A 21,403-nucleotide genomic window follows, 5' to 3' on the forward strand; every position below is an offset into this window, starting at 1 on the left:
TAGTTCATCGGCACCAATTTCTGCACGAAGGTCGTATTGCGCGCCCAATGGCTGTCGTGCTGCCCACCCCTAGCGTCGTGCAGGGCGGGATCGCCCCGCACCCGTTCTGCGGCGATCGGCCCGCACCCGTCCATCCTTCGAGATCAGATCCACCCGAGGAGATGCCAGTGACCGACACTTTCCAAGGCGTCCTCAGGAAGCCGCAGAACACCGACGAGGCAACCGATTCCGCAATCGCGATGATCGACGCCGAGGGGCGGGTCGTCGGGTGGACGAGCGCCGCACAGCGGCTGGTCGGCTACTCGGCCAGGGAGGTGGTGGGCCGGCCCGCCTGGTTCGTGATGCCGTTGTCCCGGAGCATGTGGCAGGTACAGGCGTTTGTTGAGGAGTGCCGGGCGCGGGGCGGGTGGTCCGGTACCACGGCGGTCCGTCATCGTGACGGCCGGACGCTCCACGTGGGTTTGCGGATCTCGCTGCTGTGGGGGCTGGACGGGAATGTCCACTGGCTCGTCTCCGGCACCAACATCGCCGCGCTCTCCCGGGTGGCGACCACCGGATCGGTGCGCGAGTCACTTCTCATGCGCACGCCGATCGGCATCGTCGTCCGTGACTCGGAACTGCGCTGCACCTGGGTCAACGACGTCATGGAACGCCTGGACGGCGTCCCCCATGACCGGCGGCTCGGACGTCGCCTCACGGATTCGCGGCCCGGCTTCGAATCCGAAGCGCTCGAGGCGGTGATGCGGCAGGTACTGAAGAGTGGCACGCCTGCGGCCCACGAGTGGCGGGCATGGCCACCGGAGGATCAGCGCCGGGAGCATGCCCTGGCGGCGTCGTTCTTCTGCCTCCACGACGGCCACGGCCGGCCGCTGGAGGTGTGCTCCCTGACCGTGGATGTCACCGGCTGCCAACGGGCGCACGAGCGTCTTGCCATCCTCAGCGAGGCCAGCACCCGGATCGGCAGCACCCTGGACGTGATGCAGACCAGCCAGGAACTGGCCGACCTCGCCGTGCCCCTCCTGGCCGACTACGCTGTTGTCGACTTGGCGGATTTCGTCCCGCTCGGCGAAGAACCAGCGGCCCGCATCCGCTCGACGGGGGAGCGCCGCCAGACCTTCCGCCGCGCAGGCCTGGCCTCGATCCACTCGGGAACCCCGGAGTCTCCGTGGGTGCGTGGGGAGCCGATCTTCGTCCCGCCGACCTCGCCCTGGATCCGCGTGCTGTCCTCCGGCAGCTCTCACCTGGAACCTGTCCTGGACACCTCTCCGGGTACCTGGGTCGACCAGGACCCCGCGCGGGCGCAGGCGATCCGTGAGAACGGGATGCACTCCATGATGCTCGTGCCCATTCTTGCGCGCCATGCCGTGCTGGGTGTGGCCTTGTTCATCCGCAGCGAGAACCCTGAGCCGTTCCAGGAGGACGACCTGCTCCTGGCGGAGGAGCTGGTCACCCGGGCCGCGCCGTCGCTGGACAACGCCCGCCAATACACGCGCGAGCATGCCACGGCCCTCACGCTCCAACGCAGCCTGCTGCCCCAGCACTTGAGGGGCAGTACGGCCATCGAGGCCGCCTCGCGCTACCTGCCGGCCGATGCGGACAACGGCGTCGGAGGCGACTGGTTCGACGTGATTCCCCTCCCCGGCGCCCGGGTGGCCCTGGTCGTCGGGGACGTCGTCGGGCACGGCATCAACGCAGCGGCGGCCATGGGAATGCTCCGAACGGCTGTACGCACTCTCGCGGACATGGACCTGTCCCCCGACGAACTGCTGGCCCACCTCGACGACACCGTCCGGCGCCACGCCGAGGAAGACCCCGACGCCGGGGACGCGGCCTTGGCCGCCGTCGGCGCCACCTGCCTCTACACCGTGTACGACCCGATCCACCGGCAGTGCACGATGGCACGAGCCGGACACCCCCCGCCCGCGATCGTCGACCCGCAAGGCACGGTGACGTTCCCCGACCTGCCCACCGGAGCTCCACTCGGCGTCGGATCGGTCCCCTTCGAGCCAGTGAATGTGGAGCTTCCCGACGGGTCCTTGCTCGCTCTCTACACCGACGGCCTGGTCGAGGCCCGCGAACGTGACATCGACATCGGAATGCGACAACTGGGCTCCACTCTGGCGGCCCAGCCCCATCGACCCCTGGAAGCCCTGTGCTCCGCAGTGATCGAGGCGCTGCCCACCCAGTCACCCTCTGACGACGTCACCCTGCTGGTGGCCCGGACCCGTTCTCTGAGCCCCGTCCAGACCGTCTCGTGGGATCTGCCCCGTGACCCCGCCGTCGTCTGCCGTGCCCGCGGCCTGGTGACCCGGCAACTGACCCAATGGGGGCTGGAGGGCCTGGCCATGGACACGGAGTTGATCGCCAGCGAACTGGTGACCAACGCGATCCGCCACGGCGTCGGACCCGTGTCCCTGCGTCTGATCAAACATCGGCTGCTGACCTGCGAAGTCTCCGATGCCGGCAAGTCCTTCCCGCGCTTGTGTCACACCTGCAGTAGCGACGAAGGTGGCCGAGGCATTCTCCTGGTCTCCCAGCTGTCGTGTAGGTGGGGCAGCCGCTGGATTGCGGGCGGCAAGGTCGTCTGGGCGGAACAGGATCTGCCCAGACATGGCTGATCATTGACGCCGGGCCGCGCATCGATGAGTGCGCAGGGCATCGACGCCGGCTTGCCCGACCCCGCCGAGCGGACCGACTCCGTGGCGGATCGTGTCGGTGAGCGCGACGGTAGGAGCCGGCGGCGGGACAGCTATCGGGCGCGGAACACCACATTCGAGGGGAGATTTGGTTCCGCATACCAAGCCTCCCTGGGGATCGCCGTGGCAGTCTTCTACCAGATCCGGGCACACTGCCCCGTCCGCACGCATTCGCGCGCGACCCGGCTCCACAGCACCCATGTCGACGAGGCGATCGCCGCCCTGCGCACCCTGACCGAGCACCGGGACGACATGGTCCGCACCCGCACCCAGACCGTCAACCGGCTGCACGTCCTGATGACCAAGCTGGTTCCCGCCGGCCTCCCGCGCAAGCACACCGCCGACGCGCCCTGCGCGGCGTCCACCCAAAAAACGCCCCTGGCCCGCACCCTTCGCGGCCTGGCCACCGAGCTGATCGCTGAGATCCGGCGCCTGGACCGGCGGATCGCCACGAGCACCGAGCAGATCACCACGGCAGTGGCCGCCTCCGGCACCACCCTCACCGAACTCCACGGCATCGGCGATCTCCTTGCCGCGAAGGTACTCACCCGCACCGCGGACGTCGACCGCTTCCGCTCGGCCGCCGCCTTCGCGTCCTACTGCGGCGTCGCGCCGCTGGAAGTGTCCTCCGGAGACGTGCAGCGGCACCGACTCCCACGAGCCGGAGACCGGCAGCTGAACTCCGCGTTGCACGTCATGGCCATCACCCAGATCCGCCACGACACCGCCGGACAGGCGTACTACCAGCGCAAACGCGGCGAGGGAAAGGGACACAAAGAAGCCCTCCGCTGCCTCAAGCGTCGCTTGGCCGACGTCGTCTATCGCACCACGCTCCGTGACGGGGATACCTCATTGACCTCAGCCACTTGACACAGAGAGGTGCCGTTGCTGGACAGCCCCGACACTAGAGGCTGGCTCGTGGTCTATTCGCGTATGCGGTCATTCGGTGAGGGCCCGAAGGGCCTGTGCATGGGTGGGCAAATATGCGAGTACAGCTCGATACGCCCTGATCGCCCCGTCGTGTTGTCCGGCGTGCTGGAGTGCGTGCCCCCAGTTGTAGAGCATGGCGGTCAAAGGGAGTGGTGAGGGGTTTGTGTATTTCCGGAGGGCTTCGCCGAAAGCGTCCCGCGCCTGCTCGTCGTTTCCCATCGACAGGTGTAGGCACGCGATACGCGCCATCTGCTGTGGCTCGGTGTGGGCGGTGCCGTGTGCCAGGCGGAGTCTGAGGGCGGCCGGGCCGTGCCCGCACGCCTCGAGTACGTCGGCGCGTTCCTCGGTGACGGCCTCGGCGGCCGCGCCGTGGTGCGTGGCCAGTGCGAGGGCCTGCATCGTCTCAGCGAAACGGTGGGTGGTCGTGGTCACGTGGGCGCGGGTGATCCAGGCAGTGGGGTCTGCGGGGGTGCGGCCGACGAGTTCGGCCGTGATGCGGTCGGCGGCGGTCAGATCGCGTGCGGTGAAGGCGATGCTGTGGCGTGCGAGCAGACCGTTGGTGAGCCGCGCTCCCACATCGGTGCGGCCGGACTGTGCGTAGTGCTGGGCGAGGCCCACAATCTGGGCGTCCAGATTGGCGAGCGCGATCGTCGAGGACGTACACAGCGGCAGGCCCCATCCGTCGAAGTCTGCGCGTTCAGTCCGAGGGATCAAGAATCGCTCCGGCCTCTAGCGCGGGCGGGTTGGGGTTGGCCTCGGCCAGGTAGGGGAAGGTGCGCGTCGCGGGGATGACGGCGGCGTCCACTCCGTCGTGGACCGGTCTGCCGTGCCAGCCGCCGACGATCACCGAGTAGAGGATGTCGATGACGTCTTCGTTCAACCAACGGCCGCCACAGGTTTTGTGGGCCTGACCGGTGAGGGCGCCGCGCTCGACGTCGAGGTATCCGTGTTCGCCGGAGGGCTTCGTGGTGTCCAGGACCAGGTGGTCGTGGAGAAGCGTCTCGGTGAGCGGGTGGTGCTGACCGTCGGAGAACGGCCAGGCGATGGCGTCATCCAGCTGATCGAACATGGCGAGATTCGCATCGAGTCGAGCGCGGTAGGCGGCCATGGATGCCGGTGGGACGTCGAAGGGGTCGTCCAGGTTGTACAGGTCGCGCAGATCGACGGTCGCGTTCACGGTGTCGTTTCCGTTGACAGACAGCAGCACGTTTTTTGCTTCGGGCCGGCCGATGCGCTCGAAACGTGCGGCCGGTGTTCCCCGGCTGAGGGACTCCCCGGTGGCGGCCCACAGGGCGGAGCGGTCGGTGCCGAGGACGGCGTCCGCGTCGAGTTCCAGGACGATGCTCAGCACGTTCTGTCCGGCGACGGCGTCCACGCCGGGAGCGGTGAATGCCAGCCGGCGGGTGGCGCGTGTGCGGACCTCGCTTTTGACGTCCATGAAGAAGGGATCTCGGCGCAGCCCGGCGAAGACGGTCACTTCGGACCCGCGTACGACGCCGTTCTCCCCGGTGCGGAAAGTGACCGTGCGGTCAGTGCCGTAGCTGAGCACGCCGCCCTGGTCGCCAACGTCCGGGTCGATGTCGGTGAACGTGAGGTCGAACGCGACGGCGTCCTCACCGCGGGCTCGGACTACCGCGTCGGGGCCGATGTCCGCGGGCGCCAGCCGCATTCGGTAGAGGACGGCGTCGGAGAAGGCCGCACCTGGCTGCGCCCCGGGGAACAGATTGAGCACCACGGCCAGCCGACCTGGCACATCGGGCACGGGAAAGAAGTACAAGTCGGTCAGGTCGATGACCGGGTCCTGCACCGCACGCAGGCTGGACAGGTGGTCGGACACGACATGGCCTCCCTCGATGGGATTCCGCGCTCGGTACCTGCGCTGTACAGTACCTCGCGCCTTACACGGTTGCAGTGCCGCGGCGAGGTACTCGACGGCTGTCCCGGCGAGACCGGACACATCCGCACATCGCCGCGACGGCGTCACGCATTGAGGGTCGGTAACCGTCCTTCGGCAGATCTTGTTCGGCCCAGACCACCTTGCCGGCCGTTGTCCAGCGGCACCCCATGTGCGCGACAGCTGGGCGACGTGGAACACACCGCGGTCGTCCTCTTCGAAGGCGCGGGCGTGGCGCAGGCGCGTGGAAGCAGTTCCAGGCTCGGACACTGCACTCCTCAGCAAAGGTCTCCACCCCGCAGCGCGTCCTGCGGGAACGGCGTACGACCGAGGCGGACAGGACGACTGTCTCCCTGGCCGAGTGCCTGACAAGCTGCTGCGCGGGTCTCGTCCACCCGACCACCGTCCCCCCGGCGTCGATCATCGCTATCGCAGAGTCGGGCATCCCGGGACGGTTCCGTGGCTCGACGACGGTGTCCTGGAGAGTGCAGCTCACCGGGTTCACCTCGCCTCCGGCGCGAGAGCGGTCGATCGGCTCGGGCCCGCCCGTGTCCGTCGCACCGGCTTCAGATCCGTGTGTCGCGTTCATGGCCCGCTCCTTCCGGCCTGCGGGACTCCCGCCGGGTCTATGAGAACGACGCTAGGAGCAGACAGGGGCAAGACCACTGGGCGCAGAACACCACAATTAGGTGGATATTCGTATCAAAGGACCAAACCGCTCGACGATGCCGACATGCCAGCCTCGAAGGAGGGCTGAGACAAACGACGGCCCGGCCCAGGTCCTCCATGCAGACCCTCTTCTGAAGGAGGTCATTGCCATGTTCGATGCAAGCACCTACGACCCGATCTCGCCGCACGTGACCGCCGGCGAAATCGGCCGGTACACCCAGGAGCCCCGGCGGCAGAACGAGGGGGCGGGCAGCCGGGTCGGCAACCGGGCGGAATTCACGCTGGTCGCTCCGGTGGTTCAGCCGACCGGTCCATCTGTCTTCCGTGAACGGGCGAAGAAGGCGCAGATCGAGGCGCCCTATTGGGAGGGCCGGCTCGGCACCGTCCACGACCTGCGCGTATGCCTGATCAACAACGATCGGCAGCTGCTCTTCGCTGCCACCTACAGCGATGAGTTCATGCCGTACGTGCAGGATGTCATTCGCTTCGCGGGTCCGTGGATCGACTACATCTTCACTGATGTCGCGGAGGGCTTCCCGGGCGTGAAATCGGCGGACGAGACGCTCCAGTACATCGCGAAATACCAGATCGAAGCAGGCATCTGGTACGGCAGTCCGGACCCGGAGGCGACACCCCGCGACATCACGAAAAGCCTGCGGGTGACCAACGCCTTCAACCAACTACTCGACACGGTGCAGGAATGAACGACTCAGCCGGGCGCACAGTCCCCACCCTTGAATTCGACGATATCCAGGGCACGTTGCTGCGCCGACGACCCGAGGACTACCACGGCGTGTACCTGTTGTACCGGATCGATGACGCCGGTGCGGCGAAGCAGTCGCTGCATGGCATCCTGCCGACGGTAACGAGTGCCGCGGATTGGGAGAGCCCGCGACCTTTCACCCTCAACATCGCATTCACCTACAGCGGCCTCGAACAGCTAGGAGTTCAGGCGGAGTCGCTCGCCTCGTTTTCGGCAGAGTTTCGCGAGGGTATGGCTGCCCGCAGGAATGTGCTCGGCGACACCGGGGCGAACGACCCGGTCAACTGGGTCCCACCGCTGGGCAGCCGGGACGTTCACTGCGGGGTGCTGATCATCTCGGAGGAAGCCGAGGCGCTGGATGAACCGCGCAACGAGGCCAGGCGCCTTGCCGGAGTGAGCCTGATCTATCAGCTCGACGTCAGTGTGCCGAGTACCGGGCGTGAGCACTTCGGCTTCCGCGACGGCATTGGTGGACCGCACATCCTCGGAAGTACGAATCCGCCACTGCCCGGCCATGACGAGGTCTGGCCTGGAGAATTCATCCTCGGCTACCAGGATGAATCAGGAGAGCCGCCTGACGCGCCGGTGCCCGACGCGCTTGCCTGTAACGGCTCCTACCTCGCGTTCCGGCAATTGCACTCCGACGTCGCGGCGTTCCGCCAGTACCTGCGCGACCACGCCAGGTCGCCCGAAGACGAGGAACTGGTCGGCGCAAAAATGATCGGCCGCTGGCGCAGCGGTGCGCCGCTCGCCCTGTCTCCCGACAAGGACGATCCCGACCTGGCGGCCGACCCGATGCGCAACAACGACTTCCTCTACTACGACGACGATCCGCACGGACAGTGCGTGCCACACGGCGCCCACATCCGGCGCGTCAACCCTCGGGACAGCCTCAAGGACAGCGTGGTCGCGGTCAACACACATCGACTGATCCGGCGCGGCGCCGCCTACGGACCGGTGCTCCCAGACGGCGTACTGGAGGACGACGGGGCGGAGCGCGGCATCGTCTTCATCTTCTTGGGAGCGAGCCTGTCCCGGCAGTTCGAGTTCATCCAGCAGGTCTGGATGAACGACGGCGACTTCGTTGGCCTCGGCACCGAGAAGGACCCACTCACCGGCAACCACGACGGCACCGACACATACACCATTCCCGGCAAGCCGGTCCGCCGGCGACTCACCGGGCTGCCACGCTTCGTGACCGTGCGGGGCGGCGAGTACTTCTTCCTGCCCAGCATGACTGCAATCGAATGGCTCGCCTCGCTGCCCTAGTACTGCAACGGTGCTATGACTGCTGGCCAGTTGATCTCTGAGAAATGCGAGAATGACATGTCTCACCACCTCGACTGCCCTGTCGTGTGTCAGGACCCCCGTCTGGATATCACCGACGTGTACGTCTTGCGCGGTGATCGGGGCACGCTTTTGGCGATGCCGGAGGCTGGCGACTGCGAGTTGCCGGAGCGGTGAGGCCCGTGGGAGGAACAATGATCGGGCAGAAGACACAGCAGGTCGGGATCTGGCCACGGCTGCGGGTGGCAGACTGGGCCGAGACCCGGGACACACTGCACATGTGGACCCAGATCGTCGGCAAGATCCGGCTGGCCCACGCACCCATGCTCAACCACTGGTGGCAGGTCGCCCTTTACGTCACCCCGCAGGGGCTGACCACTTCCGGGATCCCGTACCGGACTGGCGCGTTCGATATCGAGTTCGACTTCGTCGACCACCGGCTTCGCATTCGTGTCAGCGACGGAAGCCGGCGTGAGCTGGTGCTGGAGCCCAAGCCGGTGTCCCAGTTCTACGCCGAGACCATGGGCGCGCTCGGAGAACTGGGCATTCAGACGCGAATACACCCGCGGCCAAACGAGGTGGAGCCGGCTATCCCGTTCGCTGACGACTACCGGCACGCCTCCTACGACCCGCACGCTGCGCGCCTGTTCTGGGGCCAACTGCTCCAGGCGAGCCGGGTGTTCGGGGAGTTCCGGTCCCATTTCGTCGGCAAGGCCAGCCCCGTGCATTTCTTCTGGGGGTCGATGGACCTGGCCTGCACCTGCTTCTCCGGGCGGCCCGCGCCGCCGCATCCCCCCGGCGGTGTCCCCAACTTGCCGGACCGGGTGACAAGGGAGGCGTACTCCGCGGAGATGTCCAGCTGCGGGTTCTGGCCCGGCGGCGGTGAGGAGGGCGGGTTCTACGCCTACGCCTATCCCGAACCAGCCGGCTTCGCCGACTATCCGGTCCGCCCCGCAGGGGCGTCATACCAGCGGGAGAGTGGTGAGTTCGTGCTGCCCTATGAGGCGGTTGCCGCCGCCGCCGATCCGGACCGGGCGCTGAGTGAATTCCTGCACAGCACCTATGAGGCGACCGCCGAGTTGGGCGGCTGGGACCGGGCGGCGTTGGAGGCCGACCCACGCCGCTGGAAACACCGCTAACAACAGACATAGAGCGTGGTCGGCGCAGCCCCGCTGGGGCTGCGTGGCCGAAAGACCAGAATGCCGGAGAGAGGAGCTGGCATGAACCTCGCATCTCACGTGGTGGGCAGCGCTCGGACTCATCCGGATCGCGCCGCGCTGCGTCTCGGGGACGACAGCGTTTCCTATCGCACGCTCGACGAGCGCAGTGCCCGCATGGCCGGACTGCTCCACGACCGCGGCGTGAAACCCGGCGATCGAGTTGCGATCATGCTGCCCAACACCCCGGAGTTCGCGATCGCCTACTTCGGCGTGCTCCGGGCCGGCGGCATCGTCGTTCCGATGAACCCCCTGCTCAAGTCTCGGGAGGTCGCCTACTACCTCGGCGACTCAGGTGCCCGGCTGGTGTTCGCCTGGCACGCCGTCGCCGACGAGGCGCGGGCCGGTGCGCGGCAGGCCGGGGCCGACGCGGTCGTCGTCAGTCCCGGGGCATTCGACGAGCTGCTGGTGTCCGCCCCACCCCTTGAGGACGTGACCGACCGGCACGAGGACGACACCGCGGTGGTCCTCTACACCTCGGGGACGACCGGTCAGCCGAAGGGGGCCGAACTGACCCACGCCAACCTCGCCCGCAACTGCGACATCGTGGCCGCCGAGCTGCTCCGGCTCACCGCCGACGATGTGATTTTCGGTGGGCTGCCGCTGTTCCACGCGTTCGGACAGACCTGCACCCTCAACGCCGCCGTCGCCTCCGGCGCGTGCCTGACGCTGCTGCCGCGCTTCGACGCCGGGAAGGCACTGGGAATCCTCGGCGAGCACGGGGTGACCGTCTTCGCCGGGGTGCCGACGGTATTCAGCAGGCTGTTGCAGCAGCCCGGCCGGGACGCCTACGACGACTCCCGGCTGCGTGTGTCCCTGTCCGGCGGCGCGGCGATGCCGGTCCAGGTGCTGAGCGACTTCCAGGCCGCGTTCCACTGCCCGGTGCTCGAAGGGTATGGACTGTCGGAGACCTCGCCCGTCGCCTCGTTCAACAACCTGCAGGCCGGCCCGAAGCCGGGTTCGGTCGGCACCCCGATCCGGGGCGTCGAGATGCGGGTGGTCGACAAGGACGGCAAGGAGGTACCGCACGGGGAAACCGGCGAGATCACGATCCGCGGGCACAACGTGATGAAGCGATATTGGCGACGCCCCGAGGAGACCGCCGCCGTGATCCGGGACGGTTGGTTGCATACCGGCGACATCGGCCGGGTCGACCAGGACGGATACTTCTGGATCGTCGGCCGGACGAAGGACGTGATCATTCGCGGCGGATACAACGTGTACCCCCGCGAAGTCGAGGCCGTGCTGTACGAGCATCCGGCGGTGGCCGATGCCGCGGTCGTCGGCCTCCCCAACCCCGATCTCGGTGAGGAGGTCGGCGCGGCGGTCGTTCTCAAGCCGGGCGCCCACGCCACGGCCGAGGAACTGCGTGATTACGTCAAAGGCCAGGTAGCCGCCTACAAGTATCCGCGGAAGGTGTGGATCACGGACACGCTGCCGAAGGGGCCCACCGGCAAGGTCCTCAAGCGGGAGATCGTCCCGCCGGCCGAGCCGGACAGGCGATGAGGCGACTGAGCTCGCATGGGTCTGCGATCTGTCCGACGGTCGAGCCGGTGTGTGAAGATGCTCAGGTTGCAGATGAGCGCCCAGAGGACATCGGGGCGAAGCAGGGACATCATTCGGAGCTGCGGTTTCGGCGGGCGGCCGCCAGGTTTGCCTCCCAGATCTCCGCCCGGCACGCGCTTTGCCTGTTCCCTCTTTTTCTGGGGTTCCCGCGATAGGGGCGGGCCCCGCCCTTGCAAGGCGGGCCTGACTCGTGGCAACGAGGGCTCCAACGGGGAGAGAGAAGCTCTCTGTAATCCGCCTATAGGTTGCCCGCGGTGTTGTGCGCGTGCTTGCCGGGGCGGTCTGGGCGGGTGTGTCGCGCGCGGCGTCGGCCGGGTCAGGGTGTATGTACTACTGAGACATCGCCGGGGATGCCGGGGGAGGCGGTTTTGGGCGGTGACAATCCCTCAGGTGTGGCCGTGGGCGGTCGTCGGCCTGTTGGGTGGGTCCTTTCACTTCTCTGCGCCGGTGTGAGGCCGTGAAAGGCCGTCGGAGCGACCAGCTCGTCGACGAACTGCAGAAGCTCACCGCACGGTGACCCGCGTGCCTGGGCCACCGCTGACGAGCACGAACTCATTCCTCGCTGACGGCTGAAGAGGGTGGGCATCCACCGCCGCGTGGTATCCCCTGACGCACCTGTCACAGAAGCCACACATACTCGCGCTAGTGTGCGGGGGGTGAGCCTTTCTGTCGTTTTAGGTTTCGGGCCCGCCGGCGCCGCCACTGCACGGCTGCTGGCCGAAAAAGGGCATTTAGTACGAGTCGTCACCACGTCGGGCCGGAGTCCGGAGCCCGGCATTGAGCATGTCGCGTTGGACGCGACGGACAGCAAGCGGCTGATCGAGGCCGCGCAGGGCGCGGCCGCGATCTACGGCTGTGCTGCACCGCCCTATCATCGCTGGGTGAGTGAATGGCCTCCGCTGGCCTCGTCGGTGTGCGCGGCGGCCGAGGCGACCGGGGCGGTCCTGGTCATGCTGGGCAACCTTTACGGCTACGGTCCGGTGGATGGTCATGGTCCCCTGACCGAGGACCTGCCGCTGGCGGCGACCGGCCCCAAGGGGCGGGTGCGCGCCGCCGTTTGGGAGCAGGCGCGGAAACTGCATGAGCAGGGCCGTATCAAGGCGGTCGAGGTGCGGGCCTCGGACTTCTTCGGGCCCGGCGTGACCGACGGCGGGCACTTGGCCGCGCGGGTCATGCCGCGGCTGCTGCGCGGCAAGCCGGTTTCCACGCTGGGGGATCCGGACGCCCCGCACAGCTGGAGCTATCTCCCCGATGTGGCCGGGGCCCTGGTCGAGGTGGCGGGCGAGGAACGGGCCTGGGGGCGGGCCTGGCACGTCCCGACGGAGCCCGCGCTGTCCGCTCGGGAGATGGTCGGGCGTCTTGCCGCTCGGTCGGACGTGGGGCCGGTCGCGGTGCGCAGGCTGCCACCGGCCGTGATGGGGGTCGTGTCGGTTTTCTCCCCGCTGATCCGTGAACTGAGGGAGATCCGTTATCAGTTCGATCACTCCTTCGTGGTTGATTCGAGCGCTTACGAAGCCGCATTCGGGGTACGGGCCACCTCCATCGATGAGCAGGTCACGGTGACGGTGGACTGGTGGCGTGAGCGGCTGGCGGCCGCCGGGTGACGTCTGTGACAGCGAACGATTCCATGGTGGGTTCAGCGGGAGCGCGGCGTGATGACGTCGCGATTGTGGGGATGGCCTGCCGGTTTCCGGGGGCGCGGAATGTGAACCAGTACTGGCGGCTCCTCAACTCCCCGCAGGCGCAGTTTTCCACCGTCCCCGACTCGCGGTGGCGCGCTGCCACCTTCCTCAGCGACAGCCTGCGTGATTCGTCCTCGGCCTATACGGACACCATGGCGCTGCTGCCGGATGTGGGCCACTTCGACGCGGTGCACTACGGCATCCCGCCGCGGCGGGCCAGGTCGATGGATCCTCAGCACCGGCTGCTGATCGACCTGGCCCGTGAGGCGATCCAGGACGCGGGGTGGGAGGCGGAGGGGTTCGACCGCGAGGAGACCTCGGTGATGACGTCACTTACCGAGAGCGGCTACCGCGAGATCAGCACCATGCAGATCCGGATACGTCAACTGGCCGGTGGCGAGTTCGGGGTGCGGGCGAGTGATCCTGGGTGGCTCGAGACGGTCCGCGCGGTCGATGGGCTGCACGGTACGTCGGTTGCCGGACTCCTGGTCAACATGGGGCCGAACACGATCAGCTCGGTCTTCGATCTGCATGGCGAGAGCTACGCGCTGGACTCGGCGTGTTCCGGTGGGCTCATGGCCGTGGCCAACGCCGTGTTCGCACTGCGCGCGGGGCGGTGTCGCATCGCACTGGCGGGTGGCGCCCAACTGGTGCTCACCCCTGACCTGTTGGTCGGGCTGTGTCGGATCGGCGCCATCTCGCGCAGTGGCAGGTGCCTGCCGTTCGGCGCGGAGGCCGATGGTTTCGTTCTGGGGGAGGGCGCCGGGGTCCTGGTGTTGCGGTCCCTGGCCGATGCGCTGGTAGCCGGTGATCGGGTCTATGCGGTGATCCGGGGTGTGGGAACGGCCAATGACGGGAGGGTGCAGGGCGGTATGCATCCCCAGGCGGCCGGTCAGCTGAGGGCGTTGCGCCGGGCCTACCGTGATGCGGGCCTGACCCCGGACTCGGTGGGTTACCTGGAGGCGCACGGGACCGGGACCACGGTCGGCGATCCGGTCGAGGTCGGTGTCCTGCGCGAACTGCGCGGTGAGCGGGGTGCACCCGCCTTTCTCGGCGCGGTGAAGGCGGTGGTCGGGCACTCGCTCAATGCCGCGGGGATGGCCGGAGTCATCAAGACCGTTCTGGCCGTGCAGCGGGGAGTGATACCGCCGCAGCCACGGTTCGACCTGGCCGACCGTTCCGCGCTCGACGCCGCGCGGCTGACCATCCCGACTTCGCCGACCCGATGGCCGGCGTCCGGGCAACCGCGCCGGGCGGGGGTGAGCGCCTTCGGCTTCGGCGGCACCGGTGTCCACCTGGTGGTGGAGGAGTGCACCACGGCACCGGTCCGCCCGGTACCGGACGGCGGGCCGCACCTGCTGGTGCTCAGCGCCCGCGACCGGGCCGGGCTGGCCCGTTACGCCCGGGAACTGGCGCACACCATCGCCGGGGACCAGCTGCCGCTGGCCCAGGTGGCGGACACCCTGGCTCGCCGGGCTCCGTTCGCGGAACGACTTGCCGTGGTGGCGGAGGACGCCGCTGACGCCGCCACCAAACTGACCGCAGCGGCTGAGGCCGTGGCGGGCCGTACCGGAGCGCTGGGGCCGGGGCAGATGGTCGGCACGGTGCCCCCCGGTGAGCTGCCGGAGGTCGCCGTGCCGGCGCCGGGCTCGCTGTCCGCCCAGGCACGCACAGCCGCGTTGGCCCAGCTCGCGGAGCGCGCCGTCACCGGCTCGGGGCTTCGTCCGGTGATGGAGCAAATACCTCCGTGCACCTTGCCGCCGAGTCCGCTCGCCCCGCGCCACCACTGGGCGGTGGAGGAGTCGGCTCGCGAGGTGGCGGACCAGCCCGCTCTGGTGGACGCGCCCGAGGCGGCGCCTGCGGCGGCGCGGGCCGATGGCGCATCGGCAGCATCCATCGTGCTCGAAGCGGTGTCGCGGACCGGCGTCTTCCCCCTGTCCGACCTGAACGGGCGGATGGCGCTGGTGACCGATCTCGGCTTCGACTCCCTGATGTTGCAGGAGCTGGAGGTCAACATCGGGAAACGGATACCGGGCTTCCGCACCGAGGAGATCTTCTCGCCCGGCCTCACCATCGAGCGGCTGATCGCGCTGGCCGATCCGCACCCCGCGCAGCCGCCGGCCCCCGGTGAGCTGCTGCCCCAGCAGACGCGGGCGGACTGGGACGCCGCGACCGCGTGCGTCGATGACTTCCTTGAGGTGCGGCAGTTCGAGGAGCGCTTGAGCTCGATCGCCGGCAGTGGTGCCGGCTTCCCGTATTTTAGGGTCCATCAGGGCAACATCCGCGACACGACCGTGATCGGCGGCCGGGAGTACCTGTCCTTCGGCAGCTACAACTACCTGGGACTCTCCGGCCATCCGGCGGTCAACGAGGCCGTGCACCAGGCGGTGGACCAGTATGGGACCTCGGTCTCCGCCAGCCGGGTGCTCTCCGGCGAACGGGACCTGACCGTAACGCTGGAGCGGGCGCTCGCCGACTTCCTCGGGGTCGGGGACTGCCTGGCGCTGGTGAGCGGCCATGCCACCAATGTCACCGCGATAGGGCACCTCGTGGGCGAGCAGGACCTCGTGGTGCACGATGCGCTCGCCCACGACAGCATCCTCCAGGGCTGCGCATTGTCCGGGGCGGCGCGACGCCCGTTCGCCCACAACGACATCGGCCGGCTGGAACACATGCTGCGGCTCAACCGGTCCCGGTTCCGGCGGGTACTGATCGCGGTCGAGGGCGCCTACAGCATGGACGGCGACCTGGTCGACCTGCCCGCCGTGATCGAGCTGAAGAAGCGTTACGGCGCTTTGCTGATGGTCGATGAGGCGCACAGCATCGGCACCGTGGGCGAACGCGGCCGTGGCGTTGGCGAGTTCTTCGGCGTCGACCGGTCGGAGGTGGATCTGTGGATGGGCACCTTGTCCAAGGCCTTCGCCAGCTGCGGCGGTTACCTCGGCGGCTCGGCCCGGATGGTGCGGTGGCTGCGGCACACGCTGCCGGGTTTCGTCTACAGCGTCGGCCTGACCCCGGCCAACGCGGCCGCGGCGCTGGCCGCCACCGAGCTGATCGTCGCGGAACCGCACCGGGTGCGCACTCTGCGGCGGAACGCGGAACTCTTCGGCGGCCTGGCCGCCTCGGCCGGTCTGGCGACGGGCTCCAGTGCCAACACTCCGATCGTGCCGTGTGTCCTCGGCGACTCGGCCAGGACCCTGCGCGTCGCGGACGCTCTGTTCGACCGGGGTGTCATCGCCGATCCGATCTTCCACCCCGCTGTGGAGGAGGGGCTCGCGAGGCTGCGGTTCTTTGTCACCAGCGAACACCGTGAGGACGACATCCGACGGGCCGTGTCGATCCTGGCCGAGGAGGTGGCATCCGCCGGGGGATGAGTAACGCGTCAGATCAGGGTGCGTTCGATCCGGCTGAGCAGGGCGCTTTTTCCGGATTCTCCGCCTTCCTCGGCCGCAGGCACGCCAGGCCGCTCCCCGGTGCTTCCCACCCGCCTGGAGAGCAGATAGGCGATGATCTCGGCTTCCTGTTCCTGAACGTCGTCATAGGTCGCGCGCAGGAGCATGTCACGCACGAGGTCGGGGTCGAGGTTGGGGAACAGGAGGCGGGCACTCGCCTCGTCCAGCCAACCTGCCCCGCGATGGCAGCAGATGATGTGGCCCAGCTCGTGCAAGATGATGTGCTCCTGATGCGCGCTGGTGGTGTTGGCGTCGTAGAAGATGAGGTCCTCGTCGCGCGCGGCGACCCACATGCCGCACGGGTGCGACGCGGGCATCTGCATCGGGACCAGCGTGATGGGACGGTTGCGGATCTCGCCGAGGTAGCGGCAGAGTTCGGCCACATCGGCCACCGTCGGCAGATCGAGTTCAGCGATGTGCTGCGCGCCGGCCTTCCGGAGCCTCCTGAGCTGACTGCGGCGGTCCTGATCGGCCGACCGCCCCTTCCCGGTCCCCCTCACTGGCCTGTGCCCCTCACTCGCTGGCCGAGGGGCCGGCGACGGGCGGAAGACCCTGCATCTGCCGGTACTGGTCCATGATGGCCGTGATGGCCTGGAGGTTCTCCTTCTTCATCCCGGCCGCCCGCATCGCCACCGCACGGACCCCTGCCTGCCGCAGCGCCTCGATGGCGGCGACCTCGCTGAGCACCGACTCGGCGACCTGGTCGTCGAAGAAGTAGGCGACCGACACGCCGAAGAAGCGAGCCAGGGCAGCCAGTAGGTCCGGTGAGGGATTGGAGCGTTTACCCGTCCGCAACTGCGACAAATACACACCCCCGACCTTCAGTTCGGGGTTGACCCCCTTCAGCTCCTCCGCAACCTCGGCATTGGTCCAGTTCTTGCCCTTGGGGCGAACCGTCTTGAAGAGGTTGTCCAGACGCACTGCCAGTACGGGCCGGTCGTCAGTCTCGGACATGGTGAATCTCCCTCCCGTCACCTCCTCGGCCTTTTGCTCTCAGCTATCCGTCAGTTTCGCAGATTAGCTGTCAGTTGACAATCTGCCGGGACTCCGCCAACGTGGACCTCGTCGATAGCTGGCAGCTAACTTTGCTCACGGGGGTAGCCGAGTTGGTTGCCGGTCATGTCGGCCTGGCCTGCCCCCTCCGGGGGGGGTGGGTCGGTCGGGCCGGGCGGGGCACACCCGCACGGCCCGACAGGAAACACGGGGGAAGCCCGCTCGGCCTGACGGGGACAGGCCGAGCGGGAGCTCAACCCGTGTTGCTGAGTCTACGGTAGGCGGTTGCGACCTTGGTGAGCCAGGCGACCTCCGCGGTGAGGTTGTCGGTGTCGCGGTCTTCGAAGTCGCCGGCGTCCTTGTTGTCGTCGGGGATGGTGCCGGTGCGCTTGGCGTGCAGGGCCTGTCTGATCTGTGCCGCTTCGGCCAACGCCTGCCGCGACTCCTCGCTCGCCCCGGGGTCCGCTGCCGCGACGCCGTTGGAGGTGCGGTCGATGTAGGGGCGCAAGTCCCGCCATCCGTCCCGTATTTCGATGACCCGCCGGTGGAGGCGGTAGTTGAGGTCGGAGACCGAAGTCCCGGGCGGCTCCAGGACGATGTCCGGGGAGGACTTGTACAGGTCCCGCCAGAGCGGGTAGAGGGCCCGGTACGACCGGTAACTGTGCGCCCACGCAACCAATTTGGCGGCTGAGGCTCCCCAGGAGGAGACAGTCAGGCTGAGCGAGAGGGTGACGATGCCCGCTGCGCTGAAAACGGAGGCGGTGACCTGCCAGACGCCGATGTCGATCCCGCACGCAGCGGTGAGGATGTTGACCGTCCTGGCGAGGCAGTAGAGGAAGAGGACTACCGCGGCGACGGAGAGCAGCCGCAGGGCCTGCCGCAGCGAGGCCTTACCGGCCATACGGGCATACGGGCCGCACTGGCGGAAGATGGTGACGCACGGAACCGCCTGGGAGACGATGAAGATCATCAGGTAGGCGAGGACCAGTGGCCGGCCGCTGCCAGTGTTGAAGTCCGAAGCCGGCCGGCCGGGGCCGTCGGCGATGAAGAACAGTGCGATCAAAAGCGCGTTGAGGGCGATGCCGGTCATCAGCCAGTAGCGGGTCTTGCGTACCGCCTCCTCGGCGGCGGTCGCCCAGTGCAGCAGGATGATCTGCGCGCTGACGCAGAAGGCGACCGCAGACACATGCATCACCAGGATGGCGAGGTTGCCGACGCCCAGGAAGCTCTTGCTTCCCATGGCGACGGCACCCATCGTGAAGGTGAGGCACTGGAGCAGCAGAGTGATCACCAGTGTGCGGTAGGCGCTGTCCCGCCAGCTGCGCCTTACCTGGCACAGCCGGTAGACGAGCGCGGCATACGACGAGAGCGCCGCAATGACGAAGCAGAGGGTTCTAATGGTGTTCACGGCCTGATTCCCCGCCGGTGCCGCGTACGCGGCGGACGGTCTCGTCGGTGTTGTCGCCCAAGGGAACGACGAGTCCGATACCTTCGGCCGCCACGGCGATGGCGAAGTCGAAGAACGCGGACTCGTCCCGGACGCTGTCGTGGGTACGGCTGAAGACCTGGAACACCAGGAGCCCGATCAGATTGCTCCACAGCACGATGCCGCGCTCGATGATGTCCGAGAACGGAGCCCCGGGTACGCCGCCGAAGAGCTCCACGGCCTCCGGCAGGAGCAGCGGCGGCCCGGGCACCACCCGCCGGGGCGGGGTGAGTTCACCGGCCTGAAGCGCCGAACGCACAATGCCGGCCAGCACCGCGGGGGTGCGCGAGGCGGCCCGGACCGTGTCCTGCGGGGCGTGGTAATCCGGAACGGGCGAGCCGTAGATCAGCGTGAACTCGGCGGGGCTGTCGAAGGACCACTGCCGCAGTGCGCGAGTAACCGCCAGGAGCCGCGCGCCCGCCGACGCATGGGCGTCCCTGGCGGCCTGATCAGCCTGCTCCATCGCGGCGCCGGACTCGTTGTAGGCGTCGATGACCAGCGCGGTCAGCAGGTCGTTGCGATGCGGGAAGACGGCTTCCACGTCGGTGACGGCAAGACCGCTGCCGCGCGCAACGGCATCCAGGGACAGCCCTCCAGCACCCAGTTTCACCAGCAGTTGGCGCGCCATGGCCTTGATGACCGCCGGCAGCCTGCTTTTCTCATCGGCGGCGCTCGTTCCGGAAACATCCATGGCCAAACCGTACCTGTGCGCTACCACGGCCATAAGCGCAGTCGCCCAAGCGCCTCGGCCGTGCGCTGTGATCCGGCCACACCCTTTCCATCCCCTATCGCCGGGTACCCCCGGCTTCAGCCGGGGGTGAAGGCGATCCTTGGCGCTGCGCCGCGGAGCGACACAGCATCGCTTCGGTGAGCTGGATGGCTGGTAACGCGGGGCGCCCGGCCCCGACCGGCCGGGCGCGTTCCTGCCCAACGGGGCGGCGGCCAAGGCCGGACTCAACCGCAGCATTGCCGACGCCGGATGGGGGGTGTTCCTGACGATCCTGCACGCCAAGGCTGAAAGCGCCGGACGGGAAGCGATCGCCGTGGACCCCCGCAACACCTCCCGGACCTGCCCCAACTGCGGGCACGTCTCGAAGGAGAACCGGCCCACACAGGAGAAGTTCCACTGCCAGTCGTGCGGCCACAACGCGCACGCCGACACGGTGGGAGCCACCAACGTTTGAGGTATGTCGCGGTGGCTCTCGGCGCGCCCTTGCGGTCCGCGCACAGCGGATTGGCCGGAGCCGGGACCCGAGCAGCGCGGGTTCGTCAGCCGGCGCACGCCGCTCCCAGCCGGTGGGGCGCTTGGTCCGGATCGCTCTCCGGCCGCGTGGGCCGCCGGGAAGCGGTCTGCATCGGCCGCGAAGCAGGGTGTCACGCCTCAGAGATTTAGGAACGATTGTTCTTGGCTGGTTGTTCCTTAAGGCTTTATCGTCGAGTCATGGGCCGACCAAGGGGATTTGACGAGGCCGAGGTTGTTCGGGCGGCGGTTGTTCTTTTCGCCAACCGTGCGTATGACGGCGTCTCGGTTGACGAGCTGGTGTCTCACCTCGGCGTGCACCGCAACAGTCTGTACAAGACGTTCGGCAGCAAGCGAGGGCTCTACCTCGCGGCGCTGCGCTGGTGCCTCAATGAAGAGGTCCCTACGCTGATCGCCGAGATCGAAAGGGCCGAGGATGCTACCGCGGCATTTCAGCGCTTGACCACCTCGATGGCCTGGGCGGGCATGGACTTGCTGTTGCTGGCGGCGGTCGAACGCGCTCCCGTGGATCGCGAGGTGGCCCTGGAGGTGAAGCGGGCTTTGAACTCGCTCGACGAGGCGGTGCAACGCCGCCGAGGCAGCGGACAAGCCGCCGAGATCATGCGGTCACCACTGGGGTTCACCGCAACACTTCTGGGCCTCAGGCTGCGGGTCAGAGCCGCCGTCCTGACCGCCGAATCAGGCGCCCCCACGCTGCGGCACGGCCCACATCCGTCCTGAAGGAGCACCGTATGTCCAAGGTCCATGTCGAAGGCGACGAACTGATTGTCGAGATCGAAGGGCTCGACAAGCTCTGGGCGCTCAAGAGCCGTCTGGTGATCCCGCTGGCCAACGTCCGTGGCGCCACTGCCGATCCCGGGATAGTCAAGGAATCGAAGGGCCTGCGTGCTCCCGGCACGCACGTGCCTGGCGTCATCACCGCCGGCACGTTCACACTCGACGGTGAGCGGGTCTTCTGGGACGTCCACGACGCGGCCAAGGCTCTCGTGATCGAACTGGCCGACGAACGGTACTCCCGCCTCATCGTTGAGGTTGCTGACCCACGGGCCACCGTCGCACTCATTGAAAATTCACTCCCGCACGTCTGACGGTCTGCGGCCGGCGGCTCATCGGGCGCCGCTCCCATGGTCAAGGGTGTCCTCTGCCCTTTGCCGCCCGGACGGACGGCGAAAGCGCGGTGGCGCCAGGGTCTTGGGAGGCCTGCCGGCGCCGCCGCGCTTCATTGCCGGGCGCGGTGTGCGCCCGAAGCCGTCCGGGTGGACGTGGTTACCAGGTCCAGCTCCAGCTGTAGGTCACGGAGAGCGATACCGACAGCGACAGCGAGACCGAGCTGTCGGGCTCTGCGGCCGCGCCGGCGGTCAGCTGCTCCTCCAGGATCGCCTCGGTGGAGGCGTAGTTGGCGTAGCCCGCAAGCAGTTCGTTCATGGCGTGTACCGGCCTTTCATGATGGGTGTGGGCGGTCCCCCGGTCCGGTGGGGAGCCCGGGTTGGTTCACCACTGAAGCAGG

General features: G+C 68.0%; 17 protein-coding genes and 1 pseudogene. 11 read left to right on the plus strand and 7 right to left on the minus strand.

The annotated features are described in order from the left end of the window. The first annotated feature begins 161 nt into the window (after nucleotides 1-161). Nucleotides 162-2,618: a SpoIIE family protein phosphatase gene (locus tag EFK10_RS12175; RefSeq protein WP_127355737.1), complete on the plus strand. Its 2,457-nt coding sequence runs from the start codon at nucleotides 162-164 to the stop codon at nucleotides 2,616-2,618. 201 nt (nucleotides 2,619-2,819) lie between these two features. Further along, nucleotides 2,820-3,566, plus strand: a complete 747-nt coding sequence (locus EFK10_RS12180) for a transposase (protein ID WP_164835945.1) — start codon at nucleotides 2,820-2,822, stop codon at nucleotides 3,564-3,566. Nucleotides 3,567-3,635: 69 nt separating this feature from the next. Here the strand turns inward: EFK10_RS12180 and EFK10_RS12185 are convergent, their stop codons facing one another. Beyond that, nucleotides 3,636-4,340 (minus strand): tetratricopeptide repeat protein, encoded by a 705-nt coding sequence (locus EFK10_RS12185; protein ID WP_127355739.1) that lies wholly within the window; start codon nucleotides 4,338-4,340, stop codon nucleotides 3,636-3,638. Further along, nucleotides 4,324-5,463, minus strand: a complete 1,140-nt coding sequence (locus EFK10_RS12190; protein ID WP_164835946.1) for a DUF4331 family protein — start codon at nucleotides 5,461-5,463, stop codon at nucleotides 4,324-4,326. Before EFK10_RS12190 ends, EFK10_RS12185 begins: the two co-directional genes overlap by 17 nt. A 746-nt stretch (nucleotides 5,464-6,209) precedes the next feature. On the opposite strand from EFK10_RS12190, the gene EFK10_RS12195 reads away from it, so the two are divergent. The 6 genes from EFK10_RS12195 to EFK10_RS12220 all read left to right on the plus strand — a co-directional run bounded on the left by EFK10_RS12195 (nucleotide 6,210) and on the right by EFK10_RS12220 (nucleotide 16,078). Next, nucleotides 6,210-6,893, plus strand: a complete 684-nt coding sequence (locus tag EFK10_RS12195) for a hypothetical protein (RefSeq protein ID WP_127355741.1) — start codon at nucleotides 6,210-6,212, stop codon at nucleotides 6,891-6,893. After that, nucleotides 6,890-8,221, plus strand: a complete 1,332-nt coding sequence (locus EFK10_RS12200) for a Dyp-type peroxidase (protein ID WP_127355742.1) — start codon at nucleotides 6,890-6,892, stop codon at nucleotides 8,219-8,221. Before EFK10_RS12195 ends, EFK10_RS12200 begins: the two co-directional genes overlap by 4 nt. A 212-nt stretch (nucleotides 8,222-8,433) precedes the next feature. Then, nucleotides 8,434-9,378 carry a DUF5996 family protein gene (locus EFK10_RS12205; RefSeq protein WP_127355743.1) on the plus strand — a complete coding sequence of 315 codons (945 nt, stop codon included), beginning with the start codon at nucleotides 8,434-8,436 and terminating at the stop codon, nucleotides 9,376-9,378. A gap of 81 nt (nucleotides 9,379-9,459) precedes the next feature. Further along, a complete protein-coding gene (locus EFK10_RS12210) occupies nucleotides 9,460-10,962 on the plus strand; it encodes a long-chain-fatty-acid--CoA ligase (protein WP_127355744.1) in 1,503 nt (500 codons plus the stop codon). A 716-nt stretch (nucleotides 10,963-11,678) separates the two neighbouring features. Next, the gene (locus tag EFK10_RS12215; RefSeq protein ID WP_127355745.1) at nucleotides 11,679-12,626 is read left to right on the plus strand and encodes an NAD-dependent epimerase/dehydratase family protein; all 948 of its coding nucleotides are present in this window, start codon (nucleotides 11,679-11,681) and stop codon (nucleotides 12,624-12,626) included. A 23-nt stretch (nucleotides 12,627-12,649) separates the two neighbouring features. Then, nucleotides 12,650-16,078, plus strand: a complete 3,429-nt coding sequence (locus tag EFK10_RS12220; protein ID WP_127355759.1) for an aminotransferase class I/II-fold pyridoxal phosphate-dependent enzyme — start codon at nucleotides 12,650-12,652, stop codon at nucleotides 16,076-16,078. Between the two features lie 8 nt (nucleotides 16,079-16,086). On the opposite strand, the gene EFK10_RS12225 is transcribed toward EFK10_RS12220, so the two are convergent. The 4 genes from EFK10_RS12225 to EFK10_RS12240 all read right to left on the minus strand — a co-directional run bounded on the left by EFK10_RS12225 (nucleotide 16,087) and on the right by EFK10_RS12240 (nucleotide 19,326). Then, nucleotides 16,087-16,656 (minus strand): toxin, encoded by a 570-nt coding sequence (locus tag EFK10_RS12225; RefSeq protein WP_127355746.1) that lies wholly within the window; start codon nucleotides 16,654-16,656, stop codon nucleotides 16,087-16,089. A gap of 13 nt (nucleotides 16,657-16,669) precedes the next feature. Beyond that, a complete protein-coding gene (locus EFK10_RS12230; protein WP_127355747.1) occupies nucleotides 16,670-17,110 on the minus strand; it encodes a helix-turn-helix domain-containing protein in 441 nt (146 codons plus the stop codon). A 292-nt stretch (nucleotides 17,111-17,402) separates the two neighbouring features. Further along, nucleotides 17,403-18,557 carry an MAB_1171c family putative transporter gene (locus EFK10_RS12235; protein WP_127355748.1) on the minus strand — a complete coding sequence of 385 codons (1,155 nt, stop codon included), beginning with the start codon at nucleotides 18,555-18,557 and terminating at the stop codon, nucleotides 17,403-17,405. Then, entirely contained in the window at nucleotides 18,544-19,326 is a 783-nt protein-coding gene (locus EFK10_RS12240) for a TetR-like C-terminal domain-containing protein (RefSeq protein ID WP_127355749.1), read from the minus strand. The genes EFK10_RS12235 and EFK10_RS12240 overlap by 14 nt, the downstream gene beginning before the upstream one ends. A gap of 205 nt (nucleotides 19,327-19,531) precedes the next feature. Between EFK10_RS12240 and EFK10_RS12245 the strand changes: the two are divergent. The 3 genes and pseudogenes from EFK10_RS12245 to EFK10_RS12255 all read left to right on the plus strand — a co-directional run. Continuing rightward, nucleotides 19,532-19,819, plus strand: a pseudogene (locus EFK10_RS12245) (zinc ribbon domain-containing protein); the annotation flags it as partial. A gap of 257 nt (nucleotides 19,820-20,076) precedes the next feature. Then, nucleotides 20,077-20,616, plus strand: coding sequence for a TetR/AcrR family transcriptional regulator (locus EFK10_RS12250; protein ID WP_127355750.1), 540 nt, complete (start codon nucleotides 20,077-20,079; stop codon nucleotides 20,614-20,616). An 11-nt stretch (nucleotides 20,617-20,627) separates the two neighbouring features. After that, nucleotides 20,628-20,984 (plus strand): hypothetical protein, encoded by a 357-nt coding sequence (locus EFK10_RS12255; protein WP_127355751.1) that lies wholly within the window; start codon nucleotides 20,628-20,630, stop codon nucleotides 20,982-20,984. A gap of 178 nt (nucleotides 20,985-21,162) precedes the next feature. On the opposite strand, the gene EFK10_RS12260 is transcribed toward EFK10_RS12255, so the two are convergent. Further along, the gene (locus EFK10_RS12260) at nucleotides 21,163-21,321 is read right to left on the minus strand and encodes a signal protein (protein WP_127355752.1); all 159 of its coding nucleotides are present in this window, start codon (nucleotides 21,319-21,321) and stop codon (nucleotides 21,163-21,165) included. Nucleotides 21,322-21,403 lie beyond the last annotated feature (82 nt).

Origin of the sequence: Streptomyces soli (genome assembly GCF_003999195.1) — a bacterium.
Lineage (GTDB): Bacteria > Actinomycetota > Actinomycetes > Streptomycetales > Streptomycetaceae > Actinacidiphila > Actinacidiphila soli.